Below are 21,137 nucleotides of genomic sequence, written 5' to 3'. Positions count from 1 at the left end.
GTCATTCCTGGAACGTCGCCTCAGCGACCGCCGGTGCGACGCTTGTTGTAGACGTCGAACGCCACCGCGGCCAGCAATACCAGGCCCTTGATCAGCGCCTGGTATTCCGTGCCCACGCCGAGGATGGACATGCCGTTATTGAGCAGGCCGATGATCAGGCCGCCGATGATCGCGCCGGTGACCGTACCGATACCGCCGGTGACCGCCGCACCGCCGATGAACACGGCGGCGATGGCATCCAGCTCGAAGCCCGTGCCGGCGCTGGGGCTGGCCAGGTTGAGCTGCGCGGTGAACACCAGACCGGCCAGGGCCGAGATCACGCCCATGTTCACGAACAGCAGGAACGTCACCCGCTTGGTCTTCACGCCCGACAGTGCCGCGGCGCTGAGGTTGCCGCCGATGGCGTACACGTGCCGGCCGAACACGGACCGCGCCATGATCGCCGCATAGGCCACGATCAGCACGCCAAGGATCACCAGCACGATCGGGGTGCCGTTGTAGCTGGCCAGCAGGAACGCCATGAAGGCGATCAGGAACACGGAGAACGCCAGCTTGAGGACGAAGTACCACAGCGGCTCCGATTCCAGCCCATAGCGATGCCGCACCGCCCGCTGCCGCAGCGAACCGTACAGCAGCACCAGGGCGGCAACCCCGCCGAGCACCAGCGTCAGCGGCTCGTAGCCGCTGGTGCCGAAGGCCGGCAGGAAGCCCGAGCCCATCCGGCGGAAGGCCTCCGGGAACGGCGAGATCTGCTGGTTCTGCAGCGCGATCTGCGCGGCGCCACGGAACAGCAGCATGCCCGCCAGGGTGACGATGAAGGCCGGTATGCGGAAATAGGCGATCCAGAAGCCTTGCCACGCGCCGACCAGGCCACCCAGGACCAGGCACAGCACCACGGCCGCCGGCCAGGGGATATGCCACTGCGTGATCATCACGCCGGCCATGGCCCCGATGAACGCCACCAGCGAGCCCACCGACAGGTCGATATGCCCGGCGATGATGATCATCACCATGCCGATGGCCAGGATCAGGATGTAGCTGTTCTGGATGACCAGGTTGGAGACGTTGATCGGACGAAGCGTGATGCCGCCGGTGGCGAACTGGAAGAACAGCACGATGACGATCAGCGCGCTGAACAGGCCGACCTGCCTCAGCTGGCCGGTCAGGTAGCTCAGCGCCTTCCTTACCCCGCCACCCTGCGGCGTCATTTCATTGGACGTTGTCACTGGCGACCTTCTCCCGTTCTCGTGTCATGTGCTGCATAAGGACCTCGGCGGTCGCCTCGGATCGTAGAATGTCCGCGGTGACGCGCCCCTCGGCGAGGGTGTAGATGCGGTCGCAGACGCCGAGCAGCTCGGGGAGTTCCGACGAGATCATGATGATCCCCTTACCCTCGTCGGCGAGCCGGTTGATGATGGCGTAGATCTCGTACTTGGCGCCCACATCGATGCCGCGGGTGGGTTCGTCGAGGATCAGCACGTCGGGATCGGCATACATCCATTTGGACAGCACCACCTTCTGCTGGTTACCGCCCGACAGCTTGCCGGTGATGGCATCGACACCGGGCGCCTTGATGTTGAGGTTCTTCAGGTACTCGCCGGCCACGGTGGCTTCCTTGTGGCCATCGACGAAGCCGAACAGACTGGCCAGCTTGTGCAGGGCCGAGCCCGAGGTGTTGCGGGTGATGTCGTCGATGAGGTTCAGCCCGTAGCGCTTGCGGTCTTCCGTGGCATAGGCCACGCCGTTCGCGATCGCCTTGGGTACGGTGCTCATGTCGATCTCGACGCCGCGCTTGAACACCTTGCCGCTGATCTTCACGCCGTAGCTGCGCCCGAACACGCTCATGGCCAGCTCGGTGCGCCCCGCGCCCATCAGGCCGGCGATGCCGACGATCTCGCCGGCGCGCACGGTGATGCCGGCATCGGTGATGATCTGGCGGTCGACGTCGATCGGGTGGAAGCAGTTCCAGCCCTCGATCCGCAGCAGTTCGTCGCCGATCGTCGGCGTGTGCTCCGGATAGCGGCTTTCCAGCTCGCGTCCGACCATGCCCTTGATGATCCGTTCCTCGGTGACTTCGCCCGCGCTCATGTCCAGCGTCTCGATCACGTGACCGTCGCGGATGATCGTGACCTCGTCCGCGATCGCTTCGATCTCGTTGAGCTTGTGGCTGATGATGATCGAGGTGATGCCCTGTTCCTGCAGCTGCTTGATGAGGCCGAGCAGGTGGGCGGAGTCGGCATCATTGAGCGCCGCCGTGGGTTCATCGAGGATCAGCAGCTTGACCCGCTTGGACAACGCCTTGGCGATCTCCACGAGTTGCTGCTGGCCCACGCCCAGGTCGGTGATCTTGGTGATCGGGTTGTTGTTGAGGCCTACCCGTTCCAGCAGCTTGGCCGCTTCCAGGTTGGTCTTGTTCCAGTCGATCCAGCCGTGGCTCTGCTGCTCGTTGCCGAGGAAGATGTTCTCGGCGATGGACAGGTACGGGCTGAGCGCGAGCTCCTGGTGGATGATCACGATGCCGGCGGCTTCGGAGTCGTTGATGCTCTTGAAGTCGACCGGCGCGCCTTCGAAGACGATCTGCCCGTCGAAGGTGCCCGCGGGGTAAACCCCGCTGAGCACCTTCATCAGTGTCGATTTGCCGGCACCGTTCTCGCCGCAGATGGCGTGGACATGGCCGCGTTTGACACCGAGCGACACGTTCTGCAACGCCTTGACGCCGGGGAAGGTCTTCGTGATGCCCTGCATCTCGAGAATGTTGGTGGTCACGTATCCTCTATCCTCAGGCAGGACTTACTGCAGCTGCGCCGGCGTGTAGTAACCGCTGTCCACCAGCACCTGCTGGTAGTTCGCCTTGGTGACCACGGTGGGCTGGAACAGGTAGGTCGGCACGACCACGACCTTGTTGTTGTAGGTCTTGTCGTCGTTGGTTTCCGGCTTCTTGCCGCTGAGCAGGTCGTTGGCCATCACCGCGGCCTGGTCGGCCAGCTTACGGGTGTCCTTGTAGATCGTGGAGTACTGCTGGCCGGCGATGATCGACTTGACCGAGGCGGCCTCGGCATCCTGACCGGTGATGACCGGCAGCGGCTTGGACGCATTGCCGTAGCCGGCACCCTGCAGCGCGGAGATGATGCCGATCGACATGCCGTCGTACGGCGACAGCACGCCGTCGAGGTTGGCGCCGCCCGAGTACGACTTGGCCACCAGGTTCTGCATGCGCGCCTTGGCCGTGGCCGGGTCCCACTGCAGCGTGGCGACCTGGGTGAAGCCGGTCTGGCCGCTCTTCACCACGATGCTGCCATCGGCGATGTACGGCTTGAGGGTATCCATCGCACCGTTGTAGAAGAACGTGGCGTTGTTGTCGTCCGGGCTGCCGGCGAAGATCTCGACGTTGAGCGGGCCTTTCTTGTCGGTCTTCTTGCCGTCCGCGCCCAGCAGGCCCAGGCCGGTGAGCAGGCTGTTGGCCTGGTCGACGCCGACCTTGTAGTTGTCGAACGACACGTAATAATCGACGTTCTTGCTGCCGGTGAGCAGGCGATCGTACGAGATGACCTTGATGCCGGCCTTGGCCGCGGCATCGAGCTGGTCGCTCAGCGAGCCGCCGTCGATCGACGCGATCACCAGCACCTTGGCGCCCTTGGTGATCATGTTGCTGACCTGCAGCACCTGTTGCGGAATCTTGTTGTCGGCGTATTCCAGGTCCACCTTGTAGCCGAGCTTTTCCAGATCTTCCTTGACCGCGTTGCCGTCCTTGATCCAGCGCTCGGAGACCTTGGTCGGCATGGCGACGCCGACGAGGGCGCCCTTGTTGTCGCCGGAGGCGGCGGCCGTGTCGCCGTTGCCGCGGCCGCCGGAACAGGCGGCGAGCGAGAAGGCGAACCCGACGGTGGCGAGGCCGAGGAGCAGGTTGCGTGAGTTCACTGGGGGGTCCCTTTCAGTTGGATGCTGCATGGTGGCGTCATCTGAAGGGGCGACTCGTGAATGCACTGCGCGCAGGCCGTGCCGAGGTATTCGTCCAGACAACGTGGGTTCGGAAAATTCCTTTACCGCCGCTTGACTCATGGATTATCTTGTCTGAGTAATAGACTATCGACGCATCCATCGCGCGTCAACGGCTGGCCGGAGCCCCTCACCGCGCCGAGCCGTCCACCGATTCCTGAAGAGACCGCCGCTCGCCATGACTCATACCGCCCCTCCGCTTCGCTCGCGCGCCTGGTTCGACAACCCCGACAACATCGACATGACCGCGTTGTACCTGGAGCGGTACCTCAACTTCGGGCTGTCGCTGGAAGAACTGCGTTCGGGCAAGCCGATCATCGGCATCGCCCAGACGGGCAGCGACCTGTCGCCCTGCAACCGTCACCACCTGGTGCTGGCCGAGCGTGTGCGCGACGGTATCCGCGAAGCCGGCGGCATCCCGCTCGAATTCCCGGTGCATCCCATCCAGGAAACCGGCAAGCGCCCCACCGCAGGCCTCGATCGCAACCTCGCCTATCTCTCGCTGGTCGAAGTGCTGCACGGCTATCCGCTCGACGGCGTGGTGCTGACCATCGGATGCGACAAGACCACGCCGGCCTGCCTGATGGCGGCGGCCACGGTGAACATCCCCGCGGTCGCCCTGTCGGTGGGCCCGATGCTCAACGGCTGGCACAAGGGCGAGCGCACGGGCTCGGGCACCATCGTGTGGCGGGCGCGCGAGATGCTGGCCACCGGCGCCATCAACGAGGAAGGCTTCATCAAGCTGGTCGCCTCGTCCGCGCCGTCCACCGGCTACTGCAACACGATGGGCACGGCCACCACGATGAACAGCCTGGCCGAAGCCCTGGGCATGCAGTTGCCCGGTGCCGCGGCCATTCCCGCGCCGTACCGCGACCGCCAGGAAATCGCCTACCTGACCGGCAAGCGCATCGTCGGGATGGTCGCCGAGGACCTGAAGCCGTCGGACATCCTCACGCGCGAGGCCTTCCTCAATGCCATCGTGGTCAATTCGGCCATCGGCGGATCGACCAACGCGCCGATCCATCTCGCGGCCATCGCTCGCCACATCGGCGTAGACCTGGCGATCGACGACTGGCAGACGCACGGCCACAAGGTGCCGCTGATGGTCAACCTGCAGCCGGCGGGTGAATACCTGGGCGAGGATTTCTACCACGCGGGTGGCGTACCAGCGGTGGTGGGCGAACTGCTCAAGCAGGGCCTGATCCACGCGGACGCGAAAACCGCCAACGGCAAGTCGATCGGCGAGAACTGCCGCGATGCCACGATCGAGGACGAGCGCGTCATCCGTCCCTTCGCCACACCGCTCAAGGAAGATGCCGGCTTCATCGTGCTGCGCGGCAACCTTTTCGACAGCGCGATCATGAAAACCAGCGTGATCAGCCCGGAGTTCCGCGCACGTTACCTCAGCGATCCCAACGACCCGGAAGCCTTCGAAGGCCCGGCGGTGGTCTTCGACGGTCCGGAGGATTACCACCACCGCATCGACGATCCGTCGCTGGGCATCACCACGGACACGCTGTTGTTCATGCGTGGCGCGGGCCCGGTGGGCTACCCGGGTTCGGCGGAGGTGGTGAACATGCGTCCGCCGGCCTACCTGATCCGCGAGGGCGTGCACGCCCTGCCCTGCATCGGCGACGGGCGCCAGTCCGGCACGTCCGGGTCACCGTCCATCCTCAATGCCAGCCCGGAGGCCGCCGTGATGGGCGGGCTCGCGCTGATCCGCACGGGCGACCGTGTCCGCATCGACCTGGGCAAGGGCACGGCCGACGTGCTGATTCCGGACGATGAACTGGCCGAACGCCGCCGTGCGCTGGTCGAGGCGGGTGGCTACCGGTACCCCGCATCGCAAACCCCCTGGCAGGAAATCCAGCGGGCGCTGGTCGGCCAGATGGAAACCGGCGCCATCCTGGAAGGCGCCGAGAAGTACCAGCAGATCGCACAGACGAAGGGGCTTCCGCGCGACAGCCATTGAACCGGCTGCGTGCGAAAGCCCCTGCGTGTCGCCGAGGCTCTGGCCGGTCCGGTCAGAACTCCTGCCAGGACGAGGCCAGCGCCGGGGTCGACATCATCGGGCGGCTAGCCGCCTGACGCGGTGCGACGATCGGTGCGGGGGCGTGCGTCGCAGCCACCGGAGCGGTTTTGGCTGGCTGCGATGCGAGTTCGCTTGCATCACCACGAAGCTTGAAGAACGACACCTGGCGCATCAGTTCGTCGGCGACATCCAGCGCGGTACGGCTCGCCGCGCTGGCTTCTTCCACCAGGGCCGCATTCTGCTGTGTTACTTCGTCCAGTGCGGACACCGCCTGGTTGACCTGCTCCACGCCGGTGGACTGCTCGTCGGAGGCTGCCGCGATCTCCGCGACCAGGCCCGAGACCCTGGCGACATCGGTGGCGATCTCCGCCAGCGCACGCCCCGTGTGCTCTACCAGGCCGACACCTTCGGCGACTTCGTCTCGGGTGGAAGAAATCAACTGCTTGATGTCCTTCGCCGCCGCCGCGCTGCGCTGGGCCAGCGACCTGACCTCGCTGGCCACGACGGTGAAGCCACGGCCCTGCTCGCCCGCGCGGGCCGCTTCGACCGCCGCATTCAGCGCCAGCAGGTTGGTCTGGAACGCGATTTCGTCGATGAGCACGGCGATCTCGCCGATATCCTTGCTGGCCTTCGCAATGCGGCCCATGGCGCCGACCGCCGACGTGGCGACCTCATGGCCGCTCGTGGCGTCGGTACGCAGTTTTTCGGTGAGGCGCCGGGTATGCCCGGCCGCCTCGGCGTTCTGCTTCACCGTCGCGGCCATTTCTTCCATCGACGCGGCGGTTTCTTCCAGCGACGAGGCCTGTTCCTGCGTACGGTTGGACAGATCGTCGTTACCCGCTGAGATATCGCGGGCCGCGCTGTTCACCTGTTGTGCGTTTTCCCGCACCTTGCGCACGATGGCGGACAACTGCGTATCCATGTCCGCCAGTGCCTGCAAGGTCTCGCTGAGCTCGTCGTTGCCGGTGACGACCAGTTCGTTCTCGAGGTGGCCGTCGCGGATACGCACGGCCAGCCCGCGTGCCGCGACCAGTGGACGCATGACGGCGCGCCGCAGGAAGAAGCCGCCCATCGCGACCAGGGCCGCACCAAGCAGAAGCGTACCCGCCATGATCTCCGCCGATCGCTTGCCGGACGCCACTGCGGCGTCGTACGTGGCACGTGCCATGTCGCGGTTCTTGGCCACGAGGGCAGCGATCAGCTCCGCATCCTTGTCCATCGACGGCGCGATGACGTTCAGCATGCGATCGATCGCGGCGGCACGATCCGTGGGCAGGATCTCCAGCATCGCATCGACCTGACGACGCGTACCCGAACGCGATGCATTGAAGGCGTCGGCCATCTCGCGCAGCGTCTGGTTCTCGCTCTGCGTCGCATAGTAGCTGCGCCAGACCGTGTCACTTTCGGCGCGAATCTGGGCAATCTTGGTCTTGGCCGCCGCGGCGGCATCCGGCTTGTTGAGGAGCAACGCGCGATTGAGCGCGCCACGCTGCTGGGTCACGAAATGGCGAACCTCGGTGATCTGAGTGACAGGCACCAGCGCATCCGAATAGATTCGGTTGGCTCCTTCGGTAGCCTGGCGTGTGGAGAAGAAACCCACGGCACCCACGGCCAGGGCAATGGCGACCGAAGCCGCCGATGTCAGTACGATACGCAGTCCAATTTTCACATCCACCCCCGAGAGCCATGCAACGGACGTCGCACTCGATGGGGTTATCGGCCCTATGCAATAACGGCATATAGGCCGTAAGTTATGTTGCCAATCGTCGCCATGTCATGCGATACGCAGAATTCGCTGCTTTTGCCTTTCGCAGGCCGCGTCAGCCGAACTCCGCGCCACGCCTCCACAGCTCATCTAGGGGTAGTCGCGAAGGGCCACAAATAAGGATATCCGGGTGATCTCTGCTCTCCTCATTGACGACGCCCAGCCTGTTCGAGCCACGGCCTGCCACGCGGCACTTCGTGAGTATTTCCTCAGCGCGCGCTAGCGAGTTGCCCAGCACGATGTACGTGGATGGCGCGGGTTCCGGGTAGCCGCGCAGCCATCCGGAATTGATAGTCGTGACAGGTACCGGCAGGTGATAGGCCGGCCCGAGCAACGCGATGGCGCCGTACTCACCGTAGTTGCCCACCGCGATGCCCAGGTTCGCTTGCTCGGCCGGCGGCAGGCTGTCGCGAATCGCGGTGACCTGTGCGACCAGCTCCGGCCAGCCGATCTCCTCGCGTAGATCGGCGTTGTGACGAAGTGCGTAGTCGCGTAAGGGGCCGCTCGATGCGATGGGTACGATGCGCAGTGCCGCGTATCCCCCCAATCCCAGCAAAGCGGCGAACGCCAGCGCGACGACGCCCCGCCGATGCAGGGGGCGCAGGCTGCCCAGGCGACTCTCCGCGACCACCGCCCCCATGGCCAGCAGCATGGGATACGCGCCGGACACGTAGTAGAAACGCCCTTTCGCGAGCAGGAAGAGGAGCAATGGCACGGCATACATCCATGCCAGCATGCGGTGGTGCCGGCTCGTGGCGAAGGCGTACAACCCCGCAAGCCACACGGGTGCGGCGATCAGGTTCACATTGAGCAGGAACTGGTCGCGCAGGAAGCCGTCAGCCCGACCCAGGCGCACATCCCGTGCATGGATGCCCTGCAGGAATCGGTACGAAATGAAGTCGTGCCGCACGAGCCAGAGCAGGTTGGGCGTGACGATCGCGAGCGCGACGAGACCTCCTGCCCAGAACCACCCGCTTTTCATATACCGGCGCGCATCGGTCAGCAACATGCCGACGAGTACGCCGACCAGCAGGAAGGCAACGGAATACTTGGTCTGCAAGCCAAGGCCGGCGACGACGCCGATCGCGATCCACCAGCGCGGCTCGTCGTCGCGCAGCAGACGGATCACGCACCATGCGATCAGCACCCACCAGAGCAGGTCGAAGGACGAGTACTGGAACTGGGTCGCCTGGAACATCGGCACGGGAGACAGCGCCACCGCCATAGCGGTAAACACCTGGGCCAGTCGGCCACCGCCGAGGTCACGCGCCATGAGCCCCGCGATGACGATCACCAGCATCTGCGCAAGCACCGAGAATAGCCGCAACCCCACCAGCGACAGTCCGAACAGCTTAAGGCCAAGGGCTTCCACGGCGGGTGTCAGCGGCGGGTATGGCACGAACCCCCAGTCCAGGTGCTGGGCATCGCTCAGGAACTGCCATTCGTCCCGATGGAATCCGTACTGCCCGTTGGTCAGCATGTGAGCCAGACCGGCCAACAGGGCGATGCCCAGCAGCGGTAAGGTCGTTATCGCTTTATGTCTGTCCATGAAAAGCCTTGTCATGCGATACCCTCATCTTATTACTCAACGCGGACGACCACGATGGGCCTACTCGATATCTTCATGCGCAAGCCGAGCCCGGATAGCTTTGCCGACATGGTGATGAAACGGGCACACGTGCTTTCACCGCAGCTATCGGCCAGGTACGACGACAAGGCATTCCAGATCCATTTCGATTCGCCGGAAGGCAAGCCGTGGACGATGAACCTCCATAACGCCTATCGGGATGCCCTCGCCGCATCTCATGCGAAGCGCGGCGCGGTCATCGAGCACTACCTGCTCTCCATGACGCATGGCCTCGCGGATGATAGCGCCGAGGGTATTGCCGCCAACCTGATGCCGGTCATCCGTGACACCGCCATGTTCGACTGGATGCGGCTGTACGCCAGGGCCGCGGGCGACTTATCGACCGACACAGGACCACTCGCGCGAACGTTCACGGACAATCTCTCGGTCGCACTGGTCCTGGATTCGGAACGCGCGACTCAGACCGTTGGTCGAGGACAGCTGGCGATAGCCGGCCTGGATCGCGATGCCGCCTTTCGCCAGGCCGTCGACAATCTGCGGGACAGGACGGACCCGTCGGGCATGTCTCGGCAGGGCGGCGTCTGGATATCCACGTGGAACGACATCTACGATGCATCGCGACTGCTGCTCACCGACATGATTCACCGCCTGGATGTGCATGGCGAGCCGGTGGCGATCATTCCCTCGCGCAACCACCTGCTGGTGACGGGAAGCCTCGATGCGGAAGGTCTCGAACGTATCGCTACACTCGCGGCGGATGTGCTCGAGCAGGACACGCGACCGCTGGGCGATCAGTTTCTGCTGCTGCGCGATGGAAACTGGCTTCCCTTCGAGACACCGCTTTCGCCTGAAACGGCGCGCCGCCTGTCGCTGGCGCGCTACAGGCGCCTCGACGGCGCGTACGGGGAACAGAAGAAGGTATTGGAAACCATCCACGAGAAAGAGCAGACCGATCGCTTTGTCGCCTCATATCGCGCCGCGGAGGAGACCCATACCGGGCGCATCTTCAGTACCGCACAGTGGACTCGCGGCGTCGAGACCTTGCTGCCCCGGGGCGACCAGTTGTTGCTGTTCTGCGATGTCCGGCGAGAACTGCTGACGATTGACTGGGAAGACGCCGTAGCGCATATCCCGCAGCTTGCCGTGCCCTGTGCGGACCTTTGCCCTCCCCGTTTCCTCCTGACCGATTTTCCGGACGACGCTACCTATGAGGTACTCAAGCAAAAGTCCCTCAATGTGCAGCCTGTCCCCGACGATTGAAACAGGATAATGCGTGTTTTTCGGACCTAGTGCAGCGGCACCAGCCGAAACGTGCTCGTCGCCACGCCCGGTTGCAACGGCGTCAGCTGGCCGAGCCGCCAGGCGTCGGTGCCGGCCAGGTAGGTCGATGCCAGCGGGTGGTCCGTCTGGCCACCGGGCATGTGCAGCAGGCTGCGTGCCGCGTCACCGGGCGCGGCCACCATCCGTTCCGAAGCGCCGAACCGGGGCGCGCTGACGAACGGCATGTCACGGTCGCCGGACAGGGGCTGCGCGCGCGCGTCGAGGAACCGGGCAACGATGCCCGGGAAGGCGCCCGACAAGGGGTGCCGCAGATTGAGCACGTTCTCGTCGCCCCAGGTGGCCTTGCCGTCCTGCGCCACGTCGCGCAGCGTCGCCAGGCACGCCTCGTCGAGAAGATCGTCCCAGCTGGCATAGCGAGGGTCGCGCAGGTGCGATGAGGACGGTGCGTGGATCAGCTGCCAGACGGCGTACTCGGGTGCGGTACCTTCGGGCCACGCAAAATCCTTGAAGCGCCGGGTAGCCAATGCCACGAAGGGACGCAGCACCCTTGCAGTCACTTCTTCGTGGAAACGTCGCACGGCGCCATAGCCGGGGCTGGACGCATCCGCGCTGGCCCCCCACCGGGCGACGCGATCGTGCAGCGCGGCCAGTCCGGCCTCGTCGGCATGCCTGGCCCGCGCCTTGTCGATGACCTCAAGCATCAACGCCTGCCATCGCGCGAGGAACACGGCGCGGTCGTCGCGCTGGATGGCCAGCATGGCGGCAGGTGTGGCGGGGTGGCCGCCGGCAAGGTCGTCGCGGATCTGCCTGGCACGGGCGCCCAGGTTGTAGCCCCCATTGCCCAGCAGCGCCAGGGACGCACCGCCGACCGCGCGGTTATTCGCCGTCCACAGATACCCCTGCGGCGGGTTCTCCACCCGCGGATACCGCGACGCGTCCAACCATCCCGACCACCCTGCCCCGGATACGCTCCAGTCGGCGGGGTTGGCGAAGCCAGCGGTGCCTCGCACCGGGATGGCGTTGCCGGCAATCGTCCAGCCGATGTGCCCCTGCCGGTCCGCGGCAAGGACGTTCTGCAACGGCAGACCGGCGTGTTGCGCGATATCGAGTGCCGCGGGCACGTCCGTCGCGTCTTCCATCTGCATGATCGCCAGGTTATAGGCGCGCGGTGAGGCACCGGTCCAGGCCAGGGCCATCGGCTCGCCCTGCGCGGACGTCGCCATGACCGGGCCCCAGCGCGTTTCCGCGATACGCAGCGGCACGGACGCGCCGCCGCGTACCTGGATCACCTCGTCCCTGTAGACCATGGCCTCGATACCCTGCGGCGACCGGTAACGCGTGCCCTGCGGATCGGTCGTGTGCACGACGACCCAGTCCTGCACATCGGCGTAGCTGTTGGTGAAGCCCCAGGCGACCTGTTCGTTCTGGCCCGTCACCAGCGCGGGAGTGCCCGGCAGGGTAAGGCCGGCCACCTGCCGCACGACAACCTTGCCGTTGGCGTCGGCCTGCCCGTAACGAAGCGTCGCGCGGTACCAGATGTTCGGCACGCCCAGGCTCAGGTGCATGTCGTTCGCCAGCAGCGCGCCAGGGTCGGACGCACTCGTGCCGGCCACGGCGAACGCATTGCTGCCGATGTCGGCCCCTTGCCGCGGTGAGAAAGACAGGTCCAGCGCCACCGCGTCGTCCGTGTGCGATGGCAGGACGAACACCGACGCGTCCGGCACGGGCGGCGCGTTGGACACCGAACCATCCAACGCGGCTTCCCATGTGGGATCGGGCGCGGTGAGGAAGGCCACGACCGATGGCGGAAGCACGGCGTCCAGTTGCAGCAGGCGCAGTTTGCGCTCGTTGTGGCCGCCGTCGTTGAGTTCGAGGTACATGGCGCCGAGTACCAGCAGGGAATCCTCGGGCCGCCAGGGTTGTGGCGCCTGCCGGAACACCAGGTATTCCCACGGTCGCACGCGCAGGCCGGCCAGGCCTGCGTTCACGCCCGCCGCGTAGTGCTGCAACTGGTCGCGCTGGTCGGGGGGAAGCGTCCGGTAGGCCTGCTCGGCCACCGCGCGCAGCCGATGGCGACGATAGTCCTTGTCCAGGTCGATAGCCGCGGGACCGACCAGTGCCGCCAGCTCACCGGCCGCCTTGCGTCGCATGAGGTCCATGGCGAAGAACGTGTCCTGCGCATGCGCGAAGCCGAGTGCGAACGATGCGTCCGCCCGGCTGGCTGCGTCGATGGTCACCGCGCCCACCGCATCGCGCGCGATCGTCACGGGCGAGGCGACGGAGGCCGCGACATCGCCTTCGGTGGTGGCGGCACCTGCATGGAGCAGCACGAACACGGCAACGAGGATCGATGCGGCCGCCCCGAGGACCAGCGCCACGATCAGGGCGATCAGCCGGCGCACATGCCGATAGGTGAGATGCGTCACGTTTTTGTCCTTTGTCGAAGGCATCCTATTCGTCCGTCGCGGGCACTCACCTGCGGGCGGACATCCAGGACGGCAACGCGCATACGTGCGGGAAAACGAGACGAATCTACACCTTTATCGACAATTACAATCGATTGCATCACGAATCGTAACTCTTTTCGACGACATCACCGTTGAGGAACACACCATGATGAACATGCGACTCTCCCTCCTGGCGGCACTGGCCGCGGTCGTGCCGATTTCCGCGTCGATGGCGCAATCCCCCTCGTCGATCTACAGCCTGGAGGAATTGAAGACAGCGGCAGACAACGGCGCGAACATCGCCGTCACCGTGGACCTCACCAAGTGCAAGCCGACCGGTACCACGACCGCGCCGGGCACCACGAAGGGTGGCCTGAAGATCGGCGCCTACCGCGTGACGCCGGATGGCGTCTTCAGTTTTTCCGACGCGCATGAAACCGTCGGCCAGGACGGCAAGCCGTTGTGGCAGTTCCTCCGCTACCAGGTCAAGCCGGACCAGACCGTCGCGTTCACGGCATTCATGTATTCCCTGCCGACCTATACGCCGCTCGGACCCGAGATCACGTACGAGTGCGGGATCAACCGTGGGGTGACCTTTATTCCCGAGCACCACTGAGTACGTCGCATGCCCTTGCCGAGCGACCGGATGTGCCGTTTCGGCAGCAACACGTGAACGCAAGTGACCATGCGTTGCGCCCGGGCAACCCGGGGTGTACACGAAAGGCAGGCATCCTCGCCGGTCACGGCATGGGTGCCTGCCTTTCGTGACATTCCGATCGTTACCGCCCAGGGAACAACGCCCATGAAAACCACCCTCGCCGTCCTCGTCCTGATCGTGGCAGGCGCTTCCGCGCACGCCGTTGACGCCCGCCAGCTGACCACCCCGGACAACGCCCCGCGCAATGCGCCGGTGTGCCCGGAGGGCCAGGTCGCCGAGTTCGTCGGTGTGATCAACGGCAAGGCCACCTGGCGCTGCGTGCCCGCTTAAACGGCGCCGTGCAACCTGAGGGCGAATCGGCCACTATGCCCGTTTGAATGGGCGGGTTGTTTGTCATGAGCGAGGCCAAGCCGTCCTCGGGTCCGGTCGTCGCACTGGGCGCCACCGTCGTCATCTGGGCGTTCAGCTGGATCGTGATGAAGCTGGCGATGCGCTACGCCGGCCCGTTCGACTTCTCAGCGTTGCGCTACGCGCTGGGCGCCGCCCTGCTTTTCGTCGTCGTGCTGGTGCTGCGCCGGCCGCTGGCGCCGCCACCGCTCGCCGGCACGATCGTCACCGGGCTGGCCCAGACCGCTGCGTTCCAGGGACTGGGCCAGTGGGCCCTGACCTCCGGTGGCGCCGGTCACGTGGTGCTGCTGGCCTATGCCATGCCGTTCTGGGCCGTGTTGCTCGCGTGGCTGTTGCTGGGCGAACGTCCACAGCGCCGGCACTGGATCGGCATGGCGCTGGCCGCGGCGGGACTCGTCTTCGTCATCGCACCCTGGCACGGTCTCGGCAACCCGCTGAGCACCGGCATGGCCCTGCTGGGCGGGATGTGCTGGGCGCTGGGCACGGTGGTCAGCAAGCGCATGTTCCAGCGCCACCAGCCCGATCCGCTGACCTTCACCGCATGGCAGATGACCTTCGGCGCCCTGGCCCTGGCGGTCGTCGCCTTCCTCGTCCCGCAACGGACCATGGTCTGGAGCCCGGCGTTCATCGCCGGGCTGGCCTACTCGGTCATCCTGGCCACCAGCCTGGCCTGGACGCTCTGGCTGCTGGCGGTGCGTCGCCTGCCCACGGCGCTGGCCTCCATGTCGTCGCTGGCGGTGCCCGTGCTCAGCGTGCTGATGGCATGGTGGGTGCTGGACGAGAAGCCCCTGCCCAACGAATGGGTGGGCATGGGCTTCATCGTCGCCGGACTGGTCGCCGTCAGTGGCGTGACGATCAGAAGTCGTAGCTGACCGAGAGCCGTGCGTAACGCGGCTGCTGGCGGATCGTCACCGTGCGATACAGCGGATTGGTCAGCTGCGGGCTGAGTTCGCTATAGGGAGACAGCTGCAGCGGCCGCTGCTCGTTCATCAGGTTGAAGATGTTCGCGCTGAAGCTCAGCTTGTGGTCCGCGAACGCTGGGCTATAGGTCGCGCCGATGTCCAACTGGCGGGTCCACGGCAGGTGGCCCTGCTTGCCCGGACGCGACGGCTCGCCGTTGCAGAAATGGTAGAGGCTGCCGTACGACAACGGATCGGTGCCGTCGGCGCCGTAGAAACCGAGGCAGTGCCGGGGGCTGCCGGAGATGATCGCCAGGTTGGCCGACACCAGCCACTCGGGATCGATCTGGTAGTAGCCGTAGAGCTTGATCTGGTGCGTGTGGTCGTTGTTCTGCGGCCCGTTCGCAAACTGCATGATCGACGCGCCGTCCCAGTCGTAGCTGGTGGATGCGTTGGCCTGGCTGACGTCGGAACGAAGCTGGCCCTCGGTGTTGCCGTAGCTGCGCGAGAACACGTAGTCGAACTTGGCGTACCAGTGCCCGTCGAACGGATGCTCCAGCAGCGTTTCCAGGCTGTAGTACTGGCGCTTGAGCTTCGGGAAGCCGAGCTCCGCGTTGCTCATCGGCACCTCGACGTAGTTGCCGCTGGCGTCCACGAGCGTGAACGTGTTGGCCCGGCCGGGGTTGATCAGGAAGCAGCTGTTGCTGGTGGACGCGTCGTAGCCCAGCTGCGCCGACTTGGCCAGCACGGCGTTGCGGTCGCAGTAGTCGTCGATCGCGTTGCGCAGGTTGCGGTACATCAGCTTCGCGCCGTAGACCCACTCGGGGCCCGCGGTCTTGGTAAAGCCGAGGATGTATTCGTCCTGCTTCTCCGCCGTGAGTCCCTTGGCGGTGGTCACCTTGGGATCGGGCTGCTGGCCGTAGAGGTTCAGGCCGGAGACCGGCCCGGACATCGGGGTCAGGCCGGTGGGCGTGCCGTCGGCGGCGATCCCGCCATAGGTGTAGTACTGCACGGTGTTGGTCGTGGCGGCCGCGGAATTGAGTGCGGGGTTCAGCGGCAGGCCGAGGTAGTAGCGTCCTGCGTTGCCGTACACCTTGAAGCTGGCGTCTCCCATCACGTCCCAGCTGAAGCCCAGGCGTGGGGCCCACTGCGGCTTGGTCTGGGTGATGTAGGCCTGGCTGGCGGAATCGTAGTTGGTGAACTGGTCGTTGCGCAGGCCCAGCTGCAGCAGCAGCCGATCGTTCACCTGCCACTTGTCCTCGACGTACTGCGCGCGCTGCGTCGAGCGCACCGTGGCGATCTGGCTGTAGGTGTTCTTCTGGACGAAATAGCCGTCCGCGCCGTTCGGGAAGTCACCCGTGGCACCCACGCCCAGATCCGAGTTGATCGGCACGTTGGGCAGCGACTGGCTGTACGACCAGGTGTAACCCGGGCCGGACGACTCGCTGCCCTGGTTGGCGGCCTTGGCGGTCAGGTTGTCGATACCGACGCTGATGGTGTGGTCGCCGATCGCATAGGCAAGGTCGAGCCGGGTGTTGGTCGTGAAGTTGCCGCGCTTGGGATCGCTCAGGCCATCGGTGGTCTGCGCGTTGCCGATGGGCACCCCACCGTTGAGCGCCGGGTTCTGGTTCACGTCGCCGTCGATGTAGGTGAGGCTGCCGTCGTAGTTGGCCGGTGCCTGGTAGGCCTGCGTGTGCATCTTGCCGTACTCGGCCGTGAGCGTCAGCGCATCGGTGATATAGCTGGTGAACTTGCCGCTCCACAGGTCGCCGCCGTTCTTCTGCCGGTCCGCATCGTTGACGAAGGCACCGCGTCGCTTGGCCACGTAGTCGTAATCGTAGTAGCTGCCGCGGTTCTCGGTCTTGTCCGAGGCACCGGTCAGCTCGAGGATGTTGCTGTCGGTGATGTTCCAGTCCAGCTTGGTGTACCAGCGCGGCATGGTGCTGCGCGACTTCTCGAACGAGTTGCTGGCTTCCTCGTTGGCCACGGTCTGGGTGTCACGGCGTTCCACTTCGGCCGCGGCGAAGACGTAGAGCTTGTCCTTGATCAACGGGCCGCCGGCATAGACCGACGCCGTGCTGTCGACGTTGCGGTTGTCGCGGTTGTACGCATACAGGTTGCCGGCCTTGGCCGATTGCGGCACGCCGCTGGCGTAATAGTTGTTGGCGCCCTTGGCACGGGCGAACTGCGGCTCCCAGAGGAACTGCACCCCGTAATGCCAGGTATCGGTACCGCGCTTGCCCACCGCGTTGATCACGCCGCCGTCGGAGCGACCGTACTGCGCGCTGTAGCCGCCGGTGTACACCTCTTCCTGGTCGATCGCGCCATACGGCAGCGTGATACCGCCGAGGGCCTGCAGCGGGTCCGTCGTGTTGAAGCCGTTGATGTAGTACGCGTTGGCGTTGGCGGACGACCCGCCGAAGCTCACCAGCGACTTGCCGGTGTCACTGGTGAACCCGCCGCTGTTGGGGACCACGCCGGGGGCCAGCTGGGCAATCTGTTCGGCGGTACGGCCCAGGGGCAGCTTCGCCAGCTGCTGCGCGTCGATCACGGTACGCGAATCGACACTGGCGACATCGATCGGGGGTGTCGCGTTGGCGGACACCTGCACGCCGTCGAGCGTGGCGGCCTGCGCCGTCCCGGCGGAAAACGAGACCTCGCTCGCGTTGCCGACGCGCACGGCCACGTTGTCGCGCGTGTCCAGCACCTTGCCGTCCCGCAACAGCGTCACCTTGTAGGTGCCGATCGGCAGGGCCGGCGACTTGTACCGCCCACTCGCATCCACCGGCAGGTCGCGACTCACGCCGCTCTGGTTTTCCACGCGTACCGTCGTGCCGGCCGCGACGGGCACGTCGCCGAACAGGCTGCCCGTGGTCGACTGCGCGAAGGCGACCGGCATGCCGGCGGCGGCGAGAGCGAGGCACAACGCGTGCAGCGGAAGGCGACGCGAGAAAGGCGATGTCGGCATGGGAAGGCCCCTGTAGCGGCATGACCGTGCGCACGGGACCCTCCCGTGGACGAGATGCAAGTGAATGGGATTGCCGGCGCCGTGAAGGCCGACGCCTCACCTTCTAACATCGCGTAAACGTTTACACAACGGTTACATGAGCGTTACGTAAAAGTCGCAAGTTATTGCGCCTGCTTGGTTTTCAGGGGGCGTTGTTCGGCGTGGACATTTACGCCGGAGCACGCATCGGGCGTGAGCCGCGTGGGGTCGATCACGACGTGGCGCATGTGCGATCTCTCCCACGTGTAAAGCACATGCACGCGGCCGTCCGCCGACTGGATGATCGCGGGGTACGAGTATTCCTTGCCGGGGTGGTCCTCCAGCGTGAGGACGCGCTTCCAGTGGTGCCCGTCGGCACTCAGGGCGACAGCGAGGGTTCCTCGACCGTCCCACCAGTCCTTGCCCGGCAGCGTGGGGTTGTAGACCAGCAGGTAGCGCCCGTCGGCCAGGGCCACCGCGTCGATCCCCGCGTTGGGATTGTCGATGTCGAGCAGGCGCAGCGGCGACCACTGTCGGCCACCGTCGTGCGAGCGGGTGTCGAACAGGCGCCCCTGCTTCGTGCGGCCGATCGCCTGCAACGTACCGTCGCCATGCACCAGCAGGCTGGGCTGGATCGCGTCGATGCCTGCGGAGGCCACGTCGGGCTCGCGCTGCCAGGTGCGGCCCTCGTCGTCGGAACGTTCCATATGGATATGCCAGTCGCCCTGCTCCGTGCTGGACGGACTGACGATAGCCCCATCGGCCAGCTGCACCGGCTTGTCCTTGATCGGTCCCAGGATGCCCGGCGGCAATGCGCGGGCCGCCGACCAGTGCGCGCCGTCATCGCGAGAGGTCATCACCATGCCCCACCAGTGCTGCGGGTCGGGGCCCACCTTGTAGAACAGCATCAGGCTGCCCGCGCGCGACCGGAACAGCACCGGGTTCCAGGTGGGCAGCCGCGATCCGTCCGCCTGGACGCCGGTGGCGACCTCCCGTGGCGGCGTCCATCCCTTCGCGTCGCGTCGTGCCAGCCAGATAACCACGCTGGGATCGCGCTCCTGCTTGCCACCGAACCATGCCGCCACCAGTCCGTGCGGGGTATCGACGAGGGTGCCGGCGTGGCTTGCGGCCGTCGGCGAGGGATCGGCGACGAAGTCGCGACTCACCACGGCGTGGCACGGGTCGCCCGGCTCGGCCACCACCGTGGGGGTCACCAGTGCCAGACCCAGGCACGCGGCGGCAGCGAAGGCGGCGCGGCTACGGACCACGGGGCGGCGCGGTAGCAAATCGAACATGGCATGACCTTTCAGGAGCGCCGGGCGATCACTCACCTTATCCTCACCAAACACGCTCATATATGAACAGAAGTTTCTGAAAGCTCAATTTTGCCAAATTTTTACTCCAGATCGGCTCGTCGTGGCCGCTGACGAGGAAGCACCGACTACCGATGAGCAAAAATGGCAACGTTAAGCGTCAAGGCACAATTGGCGATCCTCGCGGGTGGACTCGCCCTGGCGATGGTGGCGACCTGCGCGTCCGGGCTTTACGCCCTCTCGGCAACGGGCGAGGCACTGCGCACCGTCTACGAGGACCGCACGGTCTGCATCCAGCAGCTGTCGATCGTGAGCGATCGCCTGCGCGACGAGGCGGCCCAGCTGTCACGGGCCGCACTGGACCCCTCGCGGTTCCCGGCTCGCGATGCGGTGGCTGCCAGTCTTTCGCATCGCGGCACGCTGGAGGCGCAGTGGAAAACCTACGCGGCCACGTACTGGACGCCTGACGAACGGAAACTGGCCGAAGCCTTCCATGCCTCGTACGAGACGCTGGAAAGCCAGGGCTTCGCCGCGACCCGCAAGGCCCTGGAGGCCGGCGACACCGCCGGCGCCGACAAGCTGCTGCACGCCTCGGTCGATGTCCTGCTGCCGCGCACCCTGTCGCACCTGGACGCCCTGCGCACGTTGCAGATCGACGTGGCCTCCAGCGAATACCAGGGCTCGCGCGAGCGCTATGCACTGTTGTGGCGCACCCTGCTCGGCATCGCCACGGGTGGCCTGCTGATCGGCGCCGGCGTCGGCGTGTGGACGGGGCGCCGCCTGTACCGCGCCCTGGGCGGGGAACCGATCTACGCCGCGGAAGTGGTCCGCCGCATCGCCGATGGCGACCTCACCGTGCGCGTGGACCTGAAGGCCGACGATTCGTCGAGCCTGCTGCATTCCATCGCCACGATGCGCGACCACCTCTGCGGCATCGTTACCGGCATCAAGCAGTCCAGCCACTCCATCGCCATTGCCGCGGAACAGATCTCTCAGGGCAACTCCGACCTTTCCCAGCGCACCGAGGAACAGGCCGCCTCGCTGGAGGAAACCGCCGCGAGCATGGAGCAACTGACCGCCGCCGTGCGCGAGAACACCGACAACGCCATGCTGGGTACGACCCTCGCCGGCACCGCCTCGGCGACGGCCAAGCGCGGTGGCGAAGCCGTCGCACGCGTGGTGGACACGATGGAGGGCATATCGAGCAGCTCCGCCCGCGTCGGTGACATCGTCGGCGTCATCGATTCGCTCGCCTTCCAGACCAACATCCTGTCGCTGAACGCCGCCGTGGAAGCGGCCCGTGCCGGCGAGCATGGCCGTGGCTTCGCCGTGGTGGCCAGCGAGGTGCGTTCGCTGGCACAGCGCAGCGCTACCGCCGCGAAGGAGATCCGCGGCCTGATCGACGCGTCGATGGAGCGGGTCGCCGAGGGTTCGTCCATGGTCGCCGAGGCGGGATCGACGATCGAGGGCGTGGTCACCGCGGTGTACCAGGTGTCCGGCGTCATGACCGGCATCTCCGCGGCGTCGCAGGAGCAGGCCTCGGGTATCGAGCAGGTCAATCGCGCGGTGACGCAGATGGACCAGGTGACCCAGCAGAATGCCGCGCTGGTCGAGCAATGCACGGCCGCCTCGCGATCCATGGCCGAACAGGCACAGTTGCTGCGCACCGCGGTGGACGTGTTCCGCCTCGAAGCGGCCTGATCCGAGCCTCAGGTTATTGCGATCCGTGGCGCGCAACGACGCCCGGATCGCAATAACTTGCTT

General features: G+C 65.7%; 14 protein-coding genes. 6 read left to right on the top strand and 8 right to left on the bottom strand.

Going from position 1 to position 21,137, the window contains the following annotated elements:
• Positions 1-20 precede the first annotated feature (20 nt).
• Genes mmsB through chvE form a run of 3 tightly spaced genes read right to left on the bottom strand, consistent with a single transcriptional unit; the run spans position 21 to position 3,918 of the window.
• Positions 21-1,226 carry a multiple monosaccharide ABC transporter permease gene (mmsB, locus tag QRN34_RS15260; protein ID WP_221174305.1) on the bottom strand — a complete coding sequence of 402 codons (1,206 nt, stop codon included), beginning with the start codon at positions 1,224-1,226 and terminating at the stop codon, positions 21-23.
• Positions 1,210-2,766 (bottom strand): multiple monosaccharide ABC transporter ATP-binding protein, encoded by a 1,557-nt coding sequence (gene mmsA, locus QRN34_RS15255; protein WP_285405727.1) that lies wholly within the window; start codon positions 2,764-2,766, stop codon positions 1,210-1,212. The genes mmsB and mmsA overlap by 17 nt, the downstream gene beginning before the upstream one ends.
• 24 nt (positions 2,767-2,790) lie before the next feature.
• On the bottom strand, positions 2,791-3,918 hold the full coding sequence (gene chvE / locus QRN34_RS15250) for a multiple monosaccharide ABC transporter substrate-binding protein (RefSeq protein ID WP_285405726.1): 1,128 nt from the start codon (positions 3,916-3,918) through the stop codon (positions 2,791-2,793).
• A gap of 256 nt (positions 3,919-4,174) precedes the next feature.
• Between chvE and QRN34_RS15245 the strand changes: the two genes are divergently transcribed.
• Positions 4,175-5,968, top strand: a complete 1,794-nt coding sequence (locus QRN34_RS15245) for an IlvD/Edd family dehydratase (protein WP_285405725.1) — start codon at positions 4,175-4,177, stop codon at positions 5,966-5,968.
• A gap of 52 nt (positions 5,969-6,020) precedes the next feature.
• On the opposite strand, the gene QRN34_RS15240 is transcribed toward QRN34_RS15245, so the two are convergent.
• Positions 6,021-7,697 (bottom strand): methyl-accepting chemotaxis protein, encoded by a 1,677-nt coding sequence (locus tag QRN34_RS15240; protein WP_285405724.1) that lies wholly within the window; start codon positions 7,695-7,697, stop codon positions 6,021-6,023.
• A 151-nt stretch (positions 7,698-7,848) separates the two neighbouring features.
• Positions 7,849-9,273: a glycosyltransferase family 39 protein gene (locus tag QRN34_RS15235; RefSeq protein WP_285405722.1), complete on the bottom strand. Its 1,425-nt coding sequence runs from the start codon at positions 9,271-9,273 to the stop codon at positions 7,849-7,851.
• A 123-nt stretch (positions 9,274-9,396) separates the two neighbouring features.
• Here QRN34_RS15235 and QRN34_RS15230 point away from each other — a divergent pair, with 123 nt between their 5' ends.
• The gene (locus QRN34_RS15230; RefSeq protein WP_285405720.1) at positions 9,397-10,641 is read left to right on the top strand and encodes a hypothetical protein; all 1,245 of its coding nucleotides are present in this window, start codon (positions 9,397-9,399) and stop codon (positions 10,639-10,641) included.
• A 26-nt stretch (positions 10,642-10,667) separates the two neighbouring features.
• On the opposite strand, the gene QRN34_RS15225 is transcribed toward QRN34_RS15230, so the two are convergent.
• Positions 10,668-13,088: a penicillin acylase family protein gene (locus tag QRN34_RS15225; RefSeq protein ID WP_285405719.1), complete on the bottom strand. Its 2,421-nt coding sequence runs from the start codon at positions 13,086-13,088 to the stop codon at positions 10,668-10,670.
• 187 nt (positions 13,089-13,275) lie between these two features.
• On the opposite strand from QRN34_RS15225, the gene QRN34_RS15220 reads away from it, so the two are divergent.
• The 3 genes from QRN34_RS15220 (at position 13,276) to QRN34_RS15210 (ending at position 15,047) form a co-directional block, all read left to right on the top strand.
• Positions 13,276-13,725, top strand: coding sequence for a VirK family protein (locus QRN34_RS15220; protein ID WP_285405718.1), 450 nt, complete (start codon positions 13,276-13,278; stop codon positions 13,723-13,725).
• 186 nt (positions 13,726-13,911) lie between these two features.
• Positions 13,912-14,097, top strand: coding sequence for a hypothetical protein (locus QRN34_RS15215; RefSeq protein WP_285405717.1), 186 nt, complete (start codon positions 13,912-13,914; stop codon positions 14,095-14,097).
• A 65-nt stretch (positions 14,098-14,162) separates the two neighbouring features.
• Positions 14,163-15,047 (top strand): EamA family transporter, encoded by an 885-nt coding sequence (locus QRN34_RS15210; RefSeq protein WP_285405716.1) that lies wholly within the window; start codon positions 14,163-14,165, stop codon positions 15,045-15,047.
• Here the strand turns inward: QRN34_RS15210 and QRN34_RS15205 are convergent.
• Both QRN34_RS15205 and QRN34_RS15200 read right to left on the bottom strand, forming a co-directional pair.
• Positions 15,031-18,042, bottom strand: coding sequence for a TonB-dependent receptor (locus QRN34_RS15205; protein WP_285405715.1), 3,012 nt, complete (start codon positions 18,040-18,042; stop codon positions 15,031-15,033). The two genes, QRN34_RS15210 and QRN34_RS15205, sit on opposite strands and share 17 nt — an antisense overlap.
• Before the next feature lie 161 nt (positions 18,043-18,203).
• Positions 18,204-19,355, bottom strand: coding sequence for a sialidase family protein (locus QRN34_RS15200; RefSeq protein ID WP_285405714.1), 1,152 nt, complete (start codon positions 19,353-19,355; stop codon positions 18,204-18,206).
• A 162-nt stretch (positions 19,356-19,517) separates the two neighbouring features.
• Here QRN34_RS15200 and QRN34_RS15195 point away from each other — a divergent pair, with 162 nt between their 5' ends.
• Positions 19,518-21,074 carry a methyl-accepting chemotaxis protein gene (locus QRN34_RS15195; protein ID WP_285405713.1) on the top strand — a complete coding sequence of 519 codons (1,557 nt, stop codon included), beginning with the start codon at positions 19,518-19,520 and terminating at the stop codon, positions 21,072-21,074.
• Positions 21,075-21,137: the final 63 nt, after the last annotated feature.

This window comes from Luteibacter sp. ME-Dv--P-043b, assembly GCF_030209605.1.
Classification (GTDB): Bacteria; Pseudomonadota; Gammaproteobacteria; order Xanthomonadales; family Rhodanobacteraceae; genus Luteibacter.
This window is presented reverse-complemented; position numbering and strand designations above follow the sequence as displayed.

Bases quoted from the DNA above. Each gene is read 5' to 3' on its own strand.
- QRN34_RS15195 (WP_285405713.1), top strand. From the start codon at position 19,518: ATGGCAACGTTAAGCGTCAAGGCACAATTGGCGATCCTCGCGGGTGGA.
- QRN34_RS15215 (WP_285405717.1), top strand. From the start codon at position 13,912: ATGAAAACCACCCTCGCCGTCCTCGTCCTGATCGTGGCAGGCGCTTCC.
- QRN34_RS15220 (WP_285405718.1), top strand. From the start codon at position 13,276: ATGATGAACATGCGACTCTCCCTCCTGGCGGCACTGGCCGCGGTCGTG.
- QRN34_RS15205 (WP_285405715.1), bottom strand. From the start codon at position 18,042: ATGCCGACATCGCCTTTCTCGCGTCGCCTTCCGCTGCACGCGTTGTGC.
- QRN34_RS15230 (WP_285405720.1), top strand. From the start codon at position 9,397: ATGGGCCTACTCGATATCTTCATGCGCAAGCCGAGCCCGGATAGCTTT.
- QRN34_RS15245 (WP_285405725.1), top strand. From the start codon at position 4,175: ATGACTCATACCGCCCCTCCGCTTCGCTCGCGCGCCTGGTTCGACAAC.
- QRN34_RS15235 (WP_285405722.1), bottom strand. From the start codon at position 9,273: ATGCTGACCAACGGGCAGTACGGATTCCATCGGGACGAATGGCAGTTC.
- QRN34_RS15200 (WP_285405714.1), bottom strand. From the start codon at position 19,355: ATGTTCGATTTGCTACCGCGCCGCCCCGTGGTCCGTAGCCGCGCCGCC.
- QRN34_RS15210 (WP_285405716.1), top strand. From the start codon at position 14,163: ATGAGCGAGGCCAAGCCGTCCTCGGGTCCGGTCGTCGCACTGGGCGCC.